We start from the raw sequence: 15,697 nt of genomic DNA, 5'->3' as shown, positions 1-15,697 counted from the left end.
CGCGGGACGACGAGGAACCGCTACGTCGCGGCGTCCCGCCAGCCGGGCAGGAGCCGCTCGAGCGCGTCGACGAGCTCGATCGAGCTGCCGTCCTTGCCGCCCGCGCCCAGGATCATCGGCGGACGCTGCGGCGCGACGCGCGCGCCGCGCACCCGGTCGAGCAGGGTGAGCGGCGCGGTGAGGACGTAGAACGTGCCGTCGGTCGTGACGGCGGCCGTGCGGTCCTGCCGCAGGTACCAGCCGCGCAGCGACGTGCGCGCCGTCCCGCGCCCTCCGTAGCCCTTGACGTGCAGCGGCTCCGGCTCCAGCCCGGCGTCCGCCGCTGCCCGGACGAAGTCGTGCAGCAGCGCCTCCGCCTCCGTGTGCTCGGCGTCCTGCCGCGCGCGCAGGCGCTCCTCCTGCACGCGTGCCGCCTCCGTGCGCTGCGCCGCCCAGTCGTCGCTCACCGGGGCATCCTCCCACCCCGCCACGGCCCCCGAGTTGTCAGGGCCACGCGCAGGTATAGCCGCTCGTGGCCCTGACAACTCCCCGTGCCGTGAGTTGTCAGGGCCAGGAGCGGGTTCCTGTGAACCTGGCCCTGACAACTCACGGGGCGGGTCAGAGCTCGCGCTCGGCGTAGGCGACGAGGGCGTCGCGCACGAACGTGGCACCGTCGGTGCCGCCGTAGTTCTTCGCGAACCGCGGGTCGGCCACGTACATCTCGGCCAGGCCGACGACGTACTCCTTGGTCGGCCGCCCCTGCTCGGACCCCGGCGTGCCGGGGATGCCACCGAGCCACTCGGCGTGCCGGGCGGCGAGCGCCTGCGCCTCGTCGGACGTCGGGTCGACGCCGCGGCGGGCCGCCTCGCTCCAGGCCTCGCCGAGCTCCTGGGTGCGCGCCTGCCACTCCTTCTGCCCCTCGGGGCCGAGCCCGCGCCACCACGCGTCGCTCTTCGCGTACGCGTCGGCGCCCCAGCGCTCGGTCACCTCCTCCTCGTACTGCGTGTGGTCGAAGCCGTCGAGCATGTCCTCGGCCATGAGCTGTTCTCCCTTCTCGATCGCGGTCACGGTCCGTTCCACCGAGGCGATCTGCCTCGCCAGGCGGTCCTGCTCGGCGCGCAGCTGGTCGAGGTGCCGGCGCAGCGCGCCGGCCTCGTCCGCCTGCTCGTCGAGCACCCGGCCGACGTCGGACAGCGGCAGGCCCAGGTCGCGCAGCAGCAGGATGCGCTGCAGCCGCCGGACCGCCGCCTCGTCGTACTGACGCAGCCCGCCGGAGCCGGTGCCCGACGGCGGCAGCAGACCGATCTGGTCGTAGTGCCGCAGGGTGCGGCTGCTCACGCCGGCGAGCCGGGCGACGTCCTGGATGGAACGGGTCATGACACCGACGGTAGAGGTTGACGTTGCGTCAACCGCAAGGGGGCGTCGCAGGAGGCCCGGTCGCGGCCGTCCGGGTGGCGGATGAGGATCTTCACATCCGCACCTCATCCAGGGGTCACCGACCGTCCGGAGGATCGTCGTCATGAGCAACCGCACCGCACGCCGCCTCGCCGTCCCCGCCGCCCTCGCCCTGACGCTCGGCCTCACCCTCACCGCCTGCGCCGACGACGCCGGGGCGCCCGCCGACGAGACCACGACGTCCGCGGGTGACGACGCGACAGGCACCGCGACCGACGACACCTCCACCGACGACGCGACCGACGACGCGACCGACGACGCGACCGACGACGACGGCGCGTCCGCCAGCGCGTCCGCCGCCGCGCCGGAGCACCGCACGGCCGCCGGGCTGCTGGCGATCGCGACCGCCGAGAAGAAGGCGGGCGGCACCGCCTACGCCATCGACGACCCGGACCGCGACAACACGTGGGAGGTCGACGTCGCGACGGGCACGATCAGCGTCGAGGTCGAGGTCAGCGCCGACGGCACCGAGGTGGTCCGTACGCAGGAGGACGACCTCGACGCCGACGACCGCCGCGCGCTGGCCGACGCGAGGTTCTCCATCACGCAGGCGATCGAGCGGACCGTGGCGACGTCCGGCGGGGACCTCGACGACGCCGAGCTCGACGAGGACGACGGCCGGTACCACTGGTCGGTCACCGTGCTGGTGGACGGCGCGGAGACCGACTACCGCGTCGGCATCCAGGACGGGAAGGTCGCGCAGGAGCGCGGCGACGACTGAGCGCCGCGCCCCGTCGTCCGGGACGCGGACGCGGCGGGCGTCGCCCGGAGCACCCTCAATCACCCTCGGCGCCCGTTGACCGGCCCATGACGCCGGTGGGTCACTGGAAGCATGGCCCGCTCGGTCGACACCGACTACCTGGTCGTCGGCGCCGGTGCGGCCGGGATGGCATTCGTCGACGCGCTCGTCGACCACGACCCGGCCGCGCACGCGACGCTCGTCGACCGGCGTGCGGCTCCGGGCGGGCACTGGCTGGACGCGTACCCGTTCGTCCGCCTGCACCAGGCGTCGCAGTTCTACGGGGTCGCGTCCACCCGCCTCGGTGCCGGGCGCACCCAGGACTCGGGCCCGGAGCGCGGGATGCACGAGCGCGCCACGGGGCCCGAGATCCGCGCCTACTTCGCCGAGGTGCTCGCCGACCGGCTGCTGCCGACCGGTCGCGTGGAGCTGCTCGCCGGGCACGAGTACCGCGACGGCCTGCTCGTCGACCTCGCGTCCGGAGACGTCGTCGAGCCGCGCGTCCGCCGCAGGGTGGTGGACGCGCGCTACCTCTCGCCGTCCGTCCCCGCCCTGGGACCGCCGCCGTTCGACGTCGACGACGACGCCCGCGTCGTCCCCGCCGGCGGGCTGCCCGACGTCGCGGACGCCCCCGCCTTCGTCGTCGTCGGCTCCGGGAAGACGGCGACCGACGCTGTGGTGTGGCTGCTCGGGCGCGGCGTCGACCCGGACGCCATCCAGTGGGTGCGGCCGCGGGACCCGTGGATGCTCGACCGCGCGGTGATGCAGCCGGACCCGGCGGTCTTCCTGGGCATGGCGGGCACGCTCATGGCCGCGGCCTCCGACGCCTCGTCGCCCGACGAGCTCTTCCTGCGCCTCGAGGACGCCGGTGTCATGACGCGCATCGACCCGGCCGTCGTGCCCACCATGGCCCGCACGCCGACGCTCGGCCGGTGGGAGCTCGACCTGTTGCGGTCGGTGACCCGTGTGGTCCGCGCCGGCCACCTGCGTCGGGTCGAGCCGGGGCGGCTGGTGCTCGACGACGACGAGGTGGCGGTGCCGCAGGGCGCCGTCGTCGTGCACTGCGCGGCGTACGGGCTGCGGGTGCGCCCCGCGCTGCCGATCTGGGGCGAGCGGATCACGCTCCAGTCGGTGCGTGCGGGTTTCCCGCCGTTCTGCGCGGCGCTCGTGGGGTACGTCGAAGGCCTCCGCCACGACCGTCCGGACGAGGAGAAGAACGCCCTGTGCCTGCCGACCCCCTACTGGAGCACCCCGGCCGACTGGGCGGCCATGCAGGGGCGCGGCGCACGCGCGGCGGCGACCTACATGGCCGACCCGGACGTCGCGGCGTGGGCGCACTCCGTGCTGCTCAACCCCGCCCGCGTGCCGCCCGAGGAGTCTGCACGGCCCGAGGTGCGCACCGCCGTCGAGCGGTACCTCGAGTACGCCCCGGCCGGCATCGCCGGCCTGGAACGGGTCGGCCGGGACGCGCGGGTGCGGGCCTGAGAGCCGCCCTGCTCGTCAGCCGGCGAGCACCTCCCGCAGGCGGTCCGCGAACGCCGCCGGGTCGTTGCCCGGCGACCACTCGTTGGACGCGAAGCCGCCGTGGTCGCCGGGGAAGACGACGGGCTCGAGGCCGAGCGCCGCGGCCAGCGCCTCTCCCCCGCGGCGCGGCATCGTGCCCGCCCCCTCCTTGCCGACGGCGGGCACCAGCCGCACGGTGGTGCGGCGCAGCGCGTCGAGGTCCGGCTCGAACCAGGGCAGGGCCCGCATGTTCCCGTTCAGCAGCAGGTCGTCGCGGGAGCCGTCGTCCTCGGTGGGCAGGCCGAACGCCGACGGGTCGGGCGCGGGCTGCGTCAGGTAGTCCTCGGTGAGCGGCGCGTCCTGCATGGAGACCTGGATGAACTTCGCCATCGCGGGCCCGAACCCGTCGCGCTGGTACGTCTCCACGATGTCCTGCGTGACCTTGCGCTGCACGTCGCGGTCCTCCAGCAGCGCCCACAGCGGGGGCTCGTGCGCCACGACGGTGCCGAGCTCGTCGGGATGGTCCACGATCCACGAGAGCACGTTGACGGCGCCGCCGCTGGACGCGAACACGTCCACGGGGCCGTCCCCGATCGTCGGCCGGGCGGCGGCCACCACGCGGTGGAAGTCGTCGGCGTGCAGCTCGACCGACACCTCGCCGTCGTCGGCGAGCGTGCTCCGCTCCGTGCCGCGCGGGTCGTACGTGATGACGGTGCGGTCGTCGAGGTGGCCGAGCAGCTGGGTGAAGCCTGACGCCGCCATCGGGGAGGCGAGCACGAACAGCGGCGGGTGCCCACCGGGCACGGCCGGCGAACGGACGTCGTAGGTGAGGACGGCGCCGGGCACGTCCAGGGTCTGGGTGGTGAGCTCGCTCATGGGGGCCTCCGTCGGCCGAGGTGGGGGTACTCATCCTGGGTGTGGGAAGGACGGCGCGCCACCCCCGGACTCATCGGTCGTGACCGGCGACGACGCCACCGCGGGGGGCCACGCCCGGGAGCCTGCCCCCAGGTCCCGCCCGTCCACAGGTCGAGGTCGCGGGGCCTCCGACGCCCTCCTCCGCCCGCCAGCCTCGGACACGGACGCCCAGCCCGGACGCCCCGACCCGAGGAGCCCGATATGCCCGTCGCGACGACGCCCCCGCCCGCACCGCACCCGGCCCGGTTCGTCCCGCCGGACCTCGTCGACCTGCGCACCGCCTGGACCCGCGAGCGCGCCCTCGCGCGGCGGGCGGGCAGCCCCCACCATGGCGGCCGCGGCGGCGGCTGCCCGGGCCGGCACGGCTGGCTGCTCGACGACGGGCTCGACGTCCTGCTCGAGCCCGTGCTCGCGGGCTCGACGACACCGGGCTTCTACCCGTTCGTCGCCCTCGACGAGCGGACCGCCGCCGGACTGCTGGAGCGGCTCGACGCGGTGGAGCTCGCGACCCAGCGGCAGAACCTCGGCCCCTCGCTCGGCGCGGTGCTGCGGGCCGTCGTGCGGCACCCCGACCGGGTCCGCGCGCAGGGGTACGTCGTCGGCCCGCTGCGTTGCGACGAACGGATCACCGTGACGGGGGTGCTGCTCCGGCCGGGCCCGGACGTGCTCCTCGAGCCGGGGCGCGGACCGGACGGGGAGCCGCCCGACGTCGTCGACGCCCTCGCGGAGCTGGGCATCGACGACATGCACGCGCCCCCGGACGAGGTCGCGCCGTGGCGGGGGCGGAGACCGGACGACCGCGCGCCCGCGGGGACGGGCACGCCGTGGTTCCGCGTCTGGTGGGACTGACCGGCCGGCCGTGCCATGACGCTGCCGCGGGCCGAGCCCTCCCGGACCGCCCCTGTGGATAACCCCGGCGACGCCGGGCCCGTCGTCGTTAGCGTCGTCCGCGCGCCCCGGCGCAGGCACGGACGACCCGACGACGGACCAGGACAGGGACGGGATGACTCAGCTCGACCTCGAGACCACGACCCTCGCCACGGCGGGCGCCGACGTGCGCGGCGCCGCGGCGACGCTCGCCGACGTCTCCCGCGGCGCGCTGGTCGCCGCGGCAGCGCCCGCCGCGAGCGGCGACGCCGGCCTGTCGGCCGCCCTCCAGGACCTCGCCGCGGCCTGGCGTGCCACCGACGAGGCCCTCGCGGGCGAGCTCGGGTCGCTCGCGGTCGGGCTCTCGCACGCAGCCGAGGTCTTCGAGGGGGCGGAGCGCGCGACGACGCACGACCTGGCCGCGCTGCTCGGCGGAGACGCCACGGGGGCCGGCGCATGACGCCGGTGGGCCCGCACGGCAGCGGCCTCGGAGCACGGCTCGCGCCGCCAGCCGGCGAGCCCTGCCCGCTCCCCGGCAGCCCGCCCGCCCTGGTCGACGCCGCCGGCTCGGCGGGGCGCGCTGCGGCCCGTCTCCTCGACTCGCGCACCCGCCTGCTGCGGGTGCGCGCGGCGCTCGGCGGCCAGCGCAGCGCGGCGGTCGACCGGGCGGTCGAGCGGGTCACGGCCTCGGCCGACGGAGCCCGGGCGTGCGGAGGCATGCTCGAGGCGGCGGCCGCCACCCTGCGCCGCCACGCCGACGCGCTCGGCGACGCGCAGGCGGCCGCGCGACAGGCGCTCGCCGACCGCACGGACGCCCGCGACCGGGAAGCCCGGTGGCTGGCGGAGGCGGACGACGCACGCCGTTCCACGTGGAACATCGCCGCCGCGGGCGGCGCCTCCGCGGCTCCGGTGCCGGGCTTCGGCGGGCCCGCAGCGGTGACGGCGGGGGCAGCCTGGCAGGGGGCCCCGGCGCTGCCCGGCGGCCCGGCGTCCGCGCACGCGCGCCTCGCCACCGCCGAGCGCGAGCTGGCCGCGGCACGTGCCGACGTCGCTGCGGCGGAGACCCGCTGGCGCGCCGCCCGGGACGCGAAGGACGCGGCGTCGCGACAGTCGGCGGCCGCGCTGTCGTCGCTCGCCGACGTCCGCGCGGTCCGGGCGATCACCGCGGCGGGCGCGGACGTGGCGGGCCTCCAGGCCTCCGGCGCAGCCGCGCGTTCGGCCGTCGCGCTGCTGCCGCGCGCCGTGTCGGGAGGGGACGCCGCCGACCGGCGCACGGTGCGCGAGGACCTCCGCCACGTCCTGACCGCGCACGGCGACGACCCCGCGTTCTGGGCGGTGTTCTGGGACACCGCGTCACCCGCGCAGCTCTACACGGCGCTCGTCGCCCGCGGGCCGCGAGCCGCCGCGCTCGACGCCGGGCGCGGCCTGGAGCTGGACGCCGAGCTGGCCCGGGCGCTCGGCGACGGCGTGGGCCAGTGGGTGCAGACGGCGTCGCCCGAGGAGCAGCGCGACCTGGGACGCCAGGTGGTGGAGGACGTCGCGGCCGTCGCCGCCTCGCCGCTCACGCCGGCCGGCGAGGCGGAGGTCGCCGCCGCCCTGCTCCCGGCATCCCTGCCCGCCGCCGTCCACGCGGGCGCCGACGACGCGCTCGACGCCTGGTGGGGCGAGCACGCACCCCTCGACGGGTCGTTCACCGTCCTGGCGCCGGTGCTCGTCGCGGTCGCCGGCGGGCTCGCCGCGCACCCGAGGCTGGCGTTCGACCGGCTCGCACCCGCAGACGAGAGCCGCACCGCGGGGTCGGTCTCGCGGTGGCTCGGCAGCGTGCCCCGCGCCGGCTGGCCGGACGGCGGCGTCGCCGTCGCGGGGGCCTTCTCGGCCGCCGTCGACGTCGGGTCGACGTCCACCGACCGAGGCGACCAGGCACGTGCGGCGCTCCTCGTCTCGCACGCGACCCAGGCCCTACCCCGGGGGCTGCTGCTGACCCCCGGCCTCGCGGACGGCGCCGCGCGGTCCGTCGCGCTCGCCTACGAGCCGTACGTCCCGGTCATGGGCGACGCCGCCGCGGCACAGGGGCTGACGACCAGCTGTCCCGACGTCGAGCCGCCTCCCGCCCCGGGCACCAGCCCCGACGCCGAGGCGGCGCCGGGCTTCGACGAGCTGTTCCCGCTCGTGGTCCAGCCCCAGCTCGACGCCTTCGCGCTGCGCGACGTGATCGGCGCGACGTCCCGCACCCCCGAGGCGGCGGCCGCCTGGCTGGGCGTGACGGACCGGTACGCGGCGACGACGCTCGAGCACGCGACGTCGCCCGTCGTCGACGCGGACCCGAGCACGGGCGCACCCCTCGTCCGCGCGGCGCTGGGGGACATCGGCGCGGTCGCCGGCGCGATGCAGGCCCAGACCATCGAGGCGGCCAAGGCCGAGGTGGCTGCCCGAGAGGCCTACGTCGGGCTCGCGGGGGCGGGCGTCGGCCATCTGCACCTCGGGAGCAAGGCCGTGACCGAGGCGGTGTCGTTGGCGAGCGTGCCGGCGCTGAGGTTCCTCGACACCGAAGCGCCCCTCCACGAGGCCCGCGAGGAGGTCCGGGCCACCGAGGACGCACTGGTCGACCGGTACGCCCCCGCCATGCACGAGGCCCTGGTCGAGAACGAACGTGACCTGGGCCTGTCCGACGGCGCGATCGAGAGGCTCGTCGGTGAGCTCGACCCGACCGAGAACGGCTCCGACCCGGCGACGAGGTTCGACCAGACGTTCGACGCACTGTCCGACCCGGAGGAGCACTGTTCATGAGGTCCACGACGCGCCTCGTCCTCGCCAACCCCAGCGTGACACCGCTCCTGGTCGTCAGCCTCGTGGTGACGGGGCTGTTCCTCTGGTTCCACCTGGGCCGGGACGCGTGGCGGGAGTGGCGGCACGACCGCGCGATCGCCGAGGCCGCGCACTGGAGCCCGGACCCGTGGGGACTGACCGCGGACGAGTTCCCCGGCCACGACGCCACCGCGCTGCCCGTGGACACGTCGCGGATGATGATGATGCGGCAGCCGGGATGGAGCGTCTCGGCAGTCATGTACGACGCGCTCGGGCCGTTGTTCGCCGGCGACTTCGCCGGCCTCCAGTTCACGACCACGAGCGACGGGCTGCTCCCCTGGAGGTACCGCGAGGACGGCCCCTACCCGCTGGACGCCACCTCCGGCGTCGACGTGGGCGGTGTCCAGGTGATTACGTTCGTCACCGTCTCCCCGTACGGCCCGTACACGCTCGCGGACGAGGGCGCCACGGTGTGGGAGCTGCAGCAGGAGGCGGAGCGCGCCGCCGAGCACGGGCTGGACGACGACTCGCTGGTCTGGGTGCCGGACGGCACGGTGCGGTCCGTCGAGTACGTCGGCCGGCGGCCCGCTCCCGCCGAGCGGTACGACATCGAGCTCGACGAGCTCGGCCCGTTCGGCCTCGCCACCCATCAGCGAAGCGAGGACGGCGCGGAGTTCCGGACCACGTCCCTCGCCACCGTCGCGGAGGGAGCGCTGGTGTCGGTCGGCGTCCTGGTGCCCGACGGCATGGACCTCCCCGCCGACCTGGAGCCGGAGGTGCTGCTGGAGCAGCTGGTGGACGAGGTGCGCGCCGACCCGCCGACGTTCCCCGCGGACGGGACGGCCTCGGACACCGCTCAGGCCGACTCGCGCACCACGAGGGAGGTGGGCAGCGTGATGGCATCGGGCTCCTGACCGTTGCGACGTCCTTGAGCAGTGACCGACCGAGGTCCCGTGGACGCGGAGCGAGGACGCAGGTCAGCAGGTCGCGAGCAGCGCCGGCACCAGGGCGGTGTTGAGGTCGGACTCGAGCGTCGTGAGGTCGCGGCCGGTGAGGGCCACGGTCACCTGGCGCTCGGCGTCCGGCGAGGTCAGCGTGATGCTGAGCGTGCCGAACGACGCGCCATCGTGCCCGTACAGCCACGCGCTCTCCTCGCACGGGTCGGGCAGGCGGTACACGCCGAGGCCGTAGTCGGGCAGCGTCTGGCTGCCGACGGTGCGCGGCGTGAGGGCGTCGGTCACGGTCTCCGGCTCGAGCAGGTCGCCCGCCACCAGCGCCTCGGTGAACCGCTGCAGGTCCTCCGTGGTGCTGGTGACGGCGCCGGCCGAGCCGAACAGGCTCGGGTCGAAGCCGCCGAGCCCGTACCAGCCCGCCCCGAGGTCGCCCGTGAACGCGGCCTCACGCAGGAACGGACCCCGGTACCCCGGGTCGTCCGGGTACGCGGAGTGGCGCATCCCGGCGGGCTTGAAGACGCGCTTCTCCAGCAGCCGCTCGACGTCCTGCCCGGTGGCGCGCTCCAGCGCGAGGCCCAGCAGCACGTAGCCGGCGTTGGAGTACGAGGCGTCGGTCCCGGGCTCGAACAGCCACGGCTGGTCGTCCATGGCGGCGAGGTGGTCCGCCGTCGTGTACTCCTCGCCGAGGACGTCGAAGAACTCGTCGTAGTCCTCCGGGTCGCTCATCCGGCTCGCGGTGAGTGGCCCGAGGTGGTCGGGCAGGCCCGAGCGGTGCGTGAGCAGCAGCTCCAGCGTCACGTCGTCCTCGTACGCGTCGGGGACGACGTCGGCCGCCTCGGGCACGACGTCGACCACCGGGGTGTCGAGCGTCCACGTGCCCCGCTCGACCTCCTGCAGCACGAGCGTCGAGACCATCAGCTTGGTGTTGCTCGCCGCGCGGAACCGGTCCTGCGACCGCGCCGGCCCACGCCCGTCCAGGCGGCGCGTGCCGTCCGCGCCGCTCCAGTGCAGGCCGGGGGCGTCGACGCGTCCCACGACGCCGACCGGGACGCCCGCCGCCGTGTCCGCGAGCGCCCGGTCGAGCGCGTCCGTCACGGCGTCGTCCCCGCCCGACGTCTCGCTCGGAGCGCTGAACGTCCGGGCGCTCGCCCGACGTTCCGCCTCCGCGACGGCGTCGGCCACCGCGCGGGCGACGGACGAGCGGTCCGCGTCGAACGCCGCCGCGGGTGGCGTCGAAGGCTGCGGCGGTTCGTCCGCCCCCGCGGGCAGCGCGCCGAGGCCCAGCGCGAGCGCAGCGGCGGTCGTGACGGTCAGGGGCGTGCGCATGCGGCGGCGGCGCATGGTGTCTCCTTCGTCCTCGGTGTCGGTGCCTCCACCCTCGCAGGGCGGTCGCGCTGGCGGATCCGTCGGGCGACGGAGATCCGTCGTCGTCCCCTCCGCCGTCCGCCGGACGGCGAGGTAGTACGCGGTGTGGCGAGGTAGTACTACCTCGGCACGTTCGGCACTACCTCGGCGGTTTCGGTGCTACCTCGGCGAGGCGGGCGGCGGCCTCGTCGCGGCGACGGGTGGCGTCGGCGAGGGTGCGTTCGGCGCGCTGCCGGGCGACGACGGCGCCGCGCAGCTCGGCGTCGACGGCGGCGGCCTCGTCCTCCAGCTCGGCGAGGCGACGGCGGACGGCGTCGCGCTCGGCGTCGGTACGGCGCGCGACGCCCTCGATGCGGCTCACCTCGGCGGCGGCCGCGCTGCCGGCGTCGCGCGCGGCGGCGACGTCGTCCTCCGCCTCGGCGAGCGCCTGCTCCGCCTCCTGCCGGGCCGCCTCCTCCTCCGCCCGCGCCGCGGCGTCCTTCGTCCGCGACGACGCAGCCCCACGGCGGCCGCCACGTGCCCCTCCCGGCAGGTCGGGCACCGCGTGCAGGTGCCGCGACGGCGCGCCGTCGTCGTCGACGGGCGCGATGCCGAGCGCGTCGGGGACGGCGACGGCGGACGCGACGTCGGCCCGCCCGATGCCGGTGGCCTGGAGCGGGCCGACCAGCAGCCCGCTGCGCACGGCGCGGCCGGCGTCGCCGTCGATCATCGCGGCGGTGAGCGTGGCCTCCACCTGCGCCAGGACGGCGCCGGAGACGGTCGCGCCCGCCTCGACGGCGAGCGAGCGCGCCCGTGCCGCGACCGCCGCGACGAGCTGGCGCCGCTGCCGCGTGAGCTCGCGGAGCCGCTTGCCGTCGAGGTCGTCCTGCGCCTCGCGGAAAGCGGCGCCGAGCTCGACCACCTGCTCCACCTGCTCCGCCTCGGCGCGTGCGAGGAGGTTGACCACCCAGGCCGCCGTCGACGGCTTGCGCAGCCGCTTCACCCGGTCGGCCGCCTCGTCCTGGTCGTCGGCGCGCAGGGCGGCGGCCCGGGCGTCGCGCGCGGGGACGAACTCCGCCGGCTCGAGGGCGTAGAGCTCCCCGGCGACCTCGGTCAGCACCTCCGCCAGCGTGGGCACCCTCCGAGAATCGGGAACGCCGCACGTCACCGCAACCCCACTCACGCGAGTTGTCAGGACCAGGAGCAAGTTCCTGTGCTCGTGGCCCTGACACCTCGGCGCGCCTCGGACCTGTCAGGGCCAGGCGAGGGTTTTCATGCGCCTGGTCCTGACAACTCGCGCCTAAGATCGTTTCGATCCCCATGACTGAGAACCGTTCCCCCGCGCCGGCGTCCGCCATCACGCCACCCGTCGACGAGCGTCGCGCCACGATCATCCTGGTCGCGATGGCGCTGTCGACGTTCCTGTTCGTCACCGTCGAGTCGCTGCCGTCCGGCCTGCTCACGCTCATGGCCCCCGACCTGGGCCGGTCCACGTCCGAGATCGGCCTGCTCGTCACGGGCTACGCGCTGGTGGTCCTCGTCACGACCGTGCCGCTGGCGCACTGGGCGCGACGCGTGCCGCGCCGGTGGGTGCTGTCCGCGTGCGCGGGCGTGGCCGCCGTCGCGACGGCGTGGGCGGCGCTCGCCCCCAGCTACGAGCAGCTGCTGGTCGCGCGGCTGGTGACGGCGACGGCGCAGGCGCTGTTCTGGGCGGCCGTGGTGCCCGCGACCACCGGGCTGTTCCGGCCCGTGGTGCGCGGCCGGGTGATGACGCGCCTCGCGCTCGGCAACTCGCTCGCCCCGGTGCTCGGCGTGCCGGCGGGCACGTGGCTCGGCGAGCACACGTCGTGGCGGTGGACGTTCGCGGCCGTCGCGGCCCTGTCGCTCGTGGTGACGTTCGTCGTCCTGGCGTTGTTCCCCACGATGGCTCCGTCGGAGGGCGGGGCGAGCAGGGCACAGCACCCCAACCGGCGCCGGTTCCTCTTCCAGATGGTCACGACCGGCCTGGTGCTGACCGGCGCGTTCGGCGTCATCACGTTCGTCACGCAGTACTTCATCGAGGTCACCGGTTTCGAGCAGTCGGACATGGCCCGGCTGCTGCTCCTGCAGGGCGCGGCCGGCGTGGTCGGCACGATCGTCGTGGGACGGTTCATCGACGCCCGCCCGGTGGCGGTGCTGCTGGTGGCGCTCGGGGTGCTCACCGTGGCGCTGACATGCCTGTGGGCGTTCGGCGAGCAGCCGGTCGCCGCCGTCGCGTCCCTGGCGCTGTTCGGCTTCTCGTTCTCCTGCGTACCACCCGCCCTGTCGCACCGCGTGATGCTCGTGGCCCCGGGTTCGACCAACATGGGGGTGGCGATCTCGTCGTCCATGTTCAACGTGGGCATCGCTGCCGGCTCCGGGCTGGGCGCGGCGCTGGTCGCCGCCGTCGACGTACGCGTCGTCCCGCTCGCGAGCGCCGTCGTCGTGGCGCTGGCGCTGCTCGTCGCGCTCGGCGAGGAGCGGTTCAACCCGCGCCTGCCCGGCGCGCACTGACCCGACGCACCGACCCACAGGAGGACCCGTGCTCGACGACGACCGCTGCCCCTGCGGCTCCGGCGACACCTTCGGCGCGTGCTGCGGGCCGCTGCTGCGCGGCGACCGACCCGCCCCCACCGCGGAGGCGCTGATGCGCTCGCGGTACACCGCGTTCGCCGTCGGCGACGCCGCCTACCTGCGCGCCACGTGGCACCCCCGCACGCGGCCGCCGTCGCTGGAGCTCGACGCCGACCAGGAGTGGCGGCGCCTCGTCGTGCTGGCCACCCACGCGGGCGGCCCGTTCGACGACGGCGGCGAGGTCGAGTTCGTCGCGCAGTACCGCGAGACGACGACGGGCGAGCGCGGCCGTCTGCACGAGGTCAGCCGGTTCGTGCGCGAGGGCGGGCGCTGGTACTACGTGGACGGGGACGTCGGGGCCTGAGCCGGCTCCGGTTCAGGACGCGCTCGCGCAGGTGCGGTCATCCCGCTCCGAGGACGACGACGTCGTGGGGGGCGAGCGGGAGGGTGTCGGCCGGACGGTACCGCGACCCGGTGAGCGCGTCGGTCAGCCCGGCGGCCGCGCGGACGACATCGGGCCCGGCCGCGAGGGCGGCCGGGAGGTCGAGCGTCGCGGGGTGGCCGGTGTGGTTGACGGCGACCAGGGTGGCACCGCGCCACACGGTCTCGACGCCGGGGACCTGGCCGCCGAGCGGCACCCCCGCGCCGTCCAGCGCGGCGCGCAGCACCGTGGTGAGGGCGCCGCCGGGCCCGGTGAGGTCGGCCCCGACGTACCAGGCGCGGCCCGCGCCGTACGCGTGGTGCGCGACGGTGACGCACCCGGCCAGGGGTCCGTCGTCGTAGGTCGCGAGCACCGCGGCGCCGTCGGACCGCGTGCGCTCGCCCAGCACCGTGGCGGTGCCGGGCCGGTCGCCGAGCCCCGTGTCCGTCCACACCACGGAGCTGCCGCCGTCGGGCAGCGGCACCCACTCCTCCGCGGAGACGCCGAGCACGTGCCGCAGCAACGCGGGCGACCGCCCGACGTGCAGGTGGGACGACCCGTCCGCGACCCCGCCGAACGGCCCCCACACGAGGTGGCCGCCGCCCGCGACGTACGCGTCGAGGCGGGCCGCGGCGTCGTCGTCGAGCACGTACTGGGCGGGGGCGAGCAGCAGGTCGTACCCGTCCAGCGCGACGTTGTCCCGGTCTGCGGGAACGACGTCGACCACCACGCCGAGCCGCCACAGCTCGCGGTGCCAGGCCTGCAGCGTGGCGAGCGGGTCGAGGCGTGCCGTGGGGAGCGCGACCTGGGTGGCGGCCCACCACGACGTCCAGTCCCACAGGAGCGCCACGCGGCGGTGCACGGGCGCGCCGACGAGGCCGCGCAGCGCGCGCAGCTCGGCGCCCAGGCGACGGACGCCCTCGTGCACGGCCGTGTCCGCGCCGGCGACCGGCAGCATCGCGGAGTGGAACCGCTCGGGCCCGGAGCGCGCCTGGCGCCACTGGAAGAACAGGGCGCCGTCGCAGCCGTGCGCGAGCGCCTGCAGCACCTCGGTGCGCAGCCGCGCGGGCGACTTCGTGAGGTTGTGCTCGCGCCAGCTCACGGCGCTCGCCGCCTGCTCCATGCGCAGCCACGGCCCGCCGTCCGCCAGCCCGCGCGCCAGGTGGTTGACGAGCGCCGCGTCCGCGGCGGCGTCGGGGGAGGCCGGGTCGGGGTAGGCGTCGTCGGCGATCACGTCGAGGTCGGCGCGCCAGTGGTGCGGGTCGATGCCGCCGAAGAACCCCATGAGGTTGGTCGTGACCGGGCGGGCGGGGTCGTGCCGCCGGACGACCGCCCTCTGCTCGCGGTAGAGGTCCAGCAGCAGGTCGGAGCCGAAGCGCCGGAAGTCGAGCTCCTGCGACGGGTTGCGGTGGTACGGCGCGACGCGCGGCGGCAGGATCTCGGCCCAGTCGCCGTACTCCTGCGACCACACCACGGTGGCCCACGCGGCGTTGAGCGCGTCGAGGGTGCCGTACCGCGCGCGCAGCCAGTCGCGGAAGCGCTCGGCGCAGCGGTCGCAGAAGCAGACCTGGCCGTACTCGTTGCCCGCGTGCCACATCCGCACGGCGGGATGGCTGGCGTAGCGCGCCACGACCTGCTCGGCGATGCCCACGGCCGCGGCGCGATAGGCGTCGGACGACGGGCAGAACTGGTTGCGGGACCCGTAGCTCAGCACCGTGCCGTCGGCCATCGTCGGCAGGGACTCCGGGTGGAGGTGGCCCAGCCACGGCGGCGGAGAGGCGACGGGGGTGGCGAGGTCGACGGCGATCCCCGCGTCGAGCAGCAGGTCGAGCACCTGGTCCATCCAGTCGAAGCGGTACTCCCCCGGCCGCGGCTCGAGGTGCGACCAGCTGAACACGCCCACCGTGACGAGGTTGACCCCCGCCTCGCGCATCAGCGCGACGTCCTCCCGCCAGACGGACGGGTCCCACTGCTCAGGGTTGTAGTCCCCGCCGTACAGGATGCCCAGCTCGTCCGTGAGCCGTGCGAGACCAGACGTCATGCCGCGATACCCCCCGTGGATCGTCGAAGCGCTTCGATGCGCGCCTCAGCCTACCGACCCGCGACGCGTCAGGGCCAGGGCGG

General features: G+C 75.9%; 14 protein-coding genes. 8 read left to right on the top strand and 6 right to left on the bottom strand.

From position 1 onward, the window contains the following. Nucleotides 1–20: 20 nt before the first annotated feature. Nucleotides 21–446 (bottom strand): hypothetical protein, encoded by a 426-nt coding sequence (locus ACFUVW_RS05340; RefSeq protein ID WP_430570314.1) that lies wholly within the window; start codon nucleotides 444–446, stop codon nucleotides 21–23. Between the two features lie 151 nt (nucleotides 447–597). Further along, on the bottom strand, nucleotides 598–1,356 hold the full coding sequence (locus ACFUVW_RS05335; protein WP_430570313.1) for a TipAS antibiotic-recognition domain-containing protein: 759 nt from the start codon (nucleotides 1,354–1,356) through the stop codon (nucleotides 598–600). Between the two features lie 142 nt (nucleotides 1,357–1,498). On the opposite strand from ACFUVW_RS05335, the gene ACFUVW_RS05330 reads away from it, so the two are divergent. Both ACFUVW_RS05330 and ACFUVW_RS05325 read left to right on the top strand, forming a co-directional pair. Continuing rightward, nucleotides 1,499–2,155: a hypothetical protein gene (locus tag ACFUVW_RS05330; RefSeq protein ID WP_430570312.1), complete on the top strand. Its 657-nt coding sequence runs from the start codon at nucleotides 1,499–1,501 to the stop codon at nucleotides 2,153–2,155. A gap of 111 nt (nucleotides 2,156–2,266) precedes the next feature. Continuing rightward, nucleotides 2,267–3,658 carry a pyridine nucleotide-disulfide oxidoreductase gene (locus ACFUVW_RS05325; protein ID WP_430570311.1) on the top strand — a complete coding sequence of 464 codons (1,392 nt, stop codon included), beginning with the start codon at nucleotides 2,267–2,269 and terminating at the stop codon, nucleotides 3,656–3,658. A gap of 15 nt (nucleotides 3,659–3,673) precedes the next feature. Here ACFUVW_RS05325 and ACFUVW_RS05320 read toward each other — a convergent pair whose 3' ends face one another. Continuing rightward, entirely contained in the window at nucleotides 3,674–4,552 is an 879-nt protein-coding gene (locus ACFUVW_RS05320) for an alpha/beta fold hydrolase (RefSeq protein ID WP_430570310.1), read from the bottom strand. Nucleotides 4,553–4,792: 240 nt separating this feature from the next. Between ACFUVW_RS05320 and ACFUVW_RS05315 the strand changes: the two genes are divergently transcribed. From ACFUVW_RS05315 to ACFUVW_RS05300, 4 genes are all read left to right on the top strand, one after another. Further along, complete coding sequence (locus tag ACFUVW_RS05315; protein WP_430570309.1) at nucleotides 4,793–5,440, top strand: hypothetical protein; 648 nt, start codon at nucleotides 4,793–4,795, stop codon at nucleotides 5,438–5,440. A 154-nt stretch (nucleotides 5,441–5,594) separates the two neighbouring features. Continuing rightward, a complete protein-coding gene (locus ACFUVW_RS05310) occupies nucleotides 5,595–5,918 on the top strand; it encodes a hypothetical protein (protein ID WP_430570308.1) in 324 nt (107 codons plus the stop codon). Then, complete coding sequence (locus ACFUVW_RS05305) at nucleotides 5,915–8,245, top strand: hypothetical protein (protein WP_430570307.1); 2,331 nt, start codon at nucleotides 5,915–5,917, stop codon at nucleotides 8,243–8,245. The genes ACFUVW_RS05310 and ACFUVW_RS05305 overlap by 4 nt, the downstream gene beginning before the upstream one ends. Beyond that, nucleotides 8,242–9,177, top strand: coding sequence for a hypothetical protein (locus tag ACFUVW_RS05300; RefSeq protein ID WP_430570306.1), 936 nt, complete (start codon nucleotides 8,242–8,244; stop codon nucleotides 9,175–9,177). The genes ACFUVW_RS05305 and ACFUVW_RS05300 overlap by 4 nt, the downstream gene beginning before the upstream one ends. A gap of 63 nt (nucleotides 9,178–9,240) precedes the next feature. Here the strand turns inward: ACFUVW_RS05300 and ACFUVW_RS05295 are convergent, their stop codons facing one another. Beyond that, nucleotides 9,241–10,557: a serine hydrolase domain-containing protein gene (locus tag ACFUVW_RS05295; RefSeq protein ID WP_430570305.1), complete on the bottom strand. Its 1,317-nt coding sequence runs from the start codon at nucleotides 10,555–10,557 to the stop codon at nucleotides 9,241–9,243. 163 nt (nucleotides 10,558–10,720) lie between these two features. Further along, a complete protein-coding gene (locus ACFUVW_RS05290) occupies nucleotides 10,721–11,698 on the bottom strand; it encodes a hypothetical protein (protein ID WP_430570304.1) in 978 nt (325 codons plus the stop codon). Between the two features lie 182 nt (nucleotides 11,699–11,880). On the opposite strand from ACFUVW_RS05290, the gene ACFUVW_RS05285 reads away from it, so the two are divergent. Together ACFUVW_RS05285 and ACFUVW_RS05280 are read left to right on the top strand one after the other, a co-directional pair. Further along, nucleotides 11,881–13,092 carry an MFS transporter gene (locus ACFUVW_RS05285; protein WP_430570303.1) on the top strand — a complete coding sequence of 404 codons (1,212 nt, stop codon included), beginning with the start codon at nucleotides 11,881–11,883 and terminating at the stop codon, nucleotides 13,090–13,092. A 28-nt stretch (nucleotides 13,093–13,120) separates the two neighbouring features. Continuing rightward, on the top strand, nucleotides 13,121–13,516 hold the full coding sequence (locus ACFUVW_RS05280; protein WP_430570302.1) for a YchJ family protein: 396 nt from the start codon (nucleotides 13,121–13,123) through the stop codon (nucleotides 13,514–13,516). Nucleotides 13,517–13,553: 37 nt separating this feature from the next. On the opposite strand, the gene ACFUVW_RS05275 is transcribed toward ACFUVW_RS05280, so the two are convergent. After that, nucleotides 13,554–15,614: a beta-galactosidase gene (locus ACFUVW_RS05275; RefSeq protein WP_430570301.1), complete on the bottom strand. Its 2,061-nt coding sequence runs from the start codon at nucleotides 15,612–15,614 to the stop codon at nucleotides 13,554–13,556. Nucleotides 15,615–15,697 lie beyond the last annotated feature (83 nt).

The sequence above is a fragment of the Isoptericola sp. NPDC057391 genome (assembly GCF_042668085.1).
Taxonomy (GTDB): Bacteria; Actinomycetota; Actinomycetes; order Actinomycetales; family Cellulomonadaceae; genus Isoptericola.
Note: the sequence above shows the minus strand (reverse complement) of the source record. Positions and strands in the feature narration are given on the sequence as shown.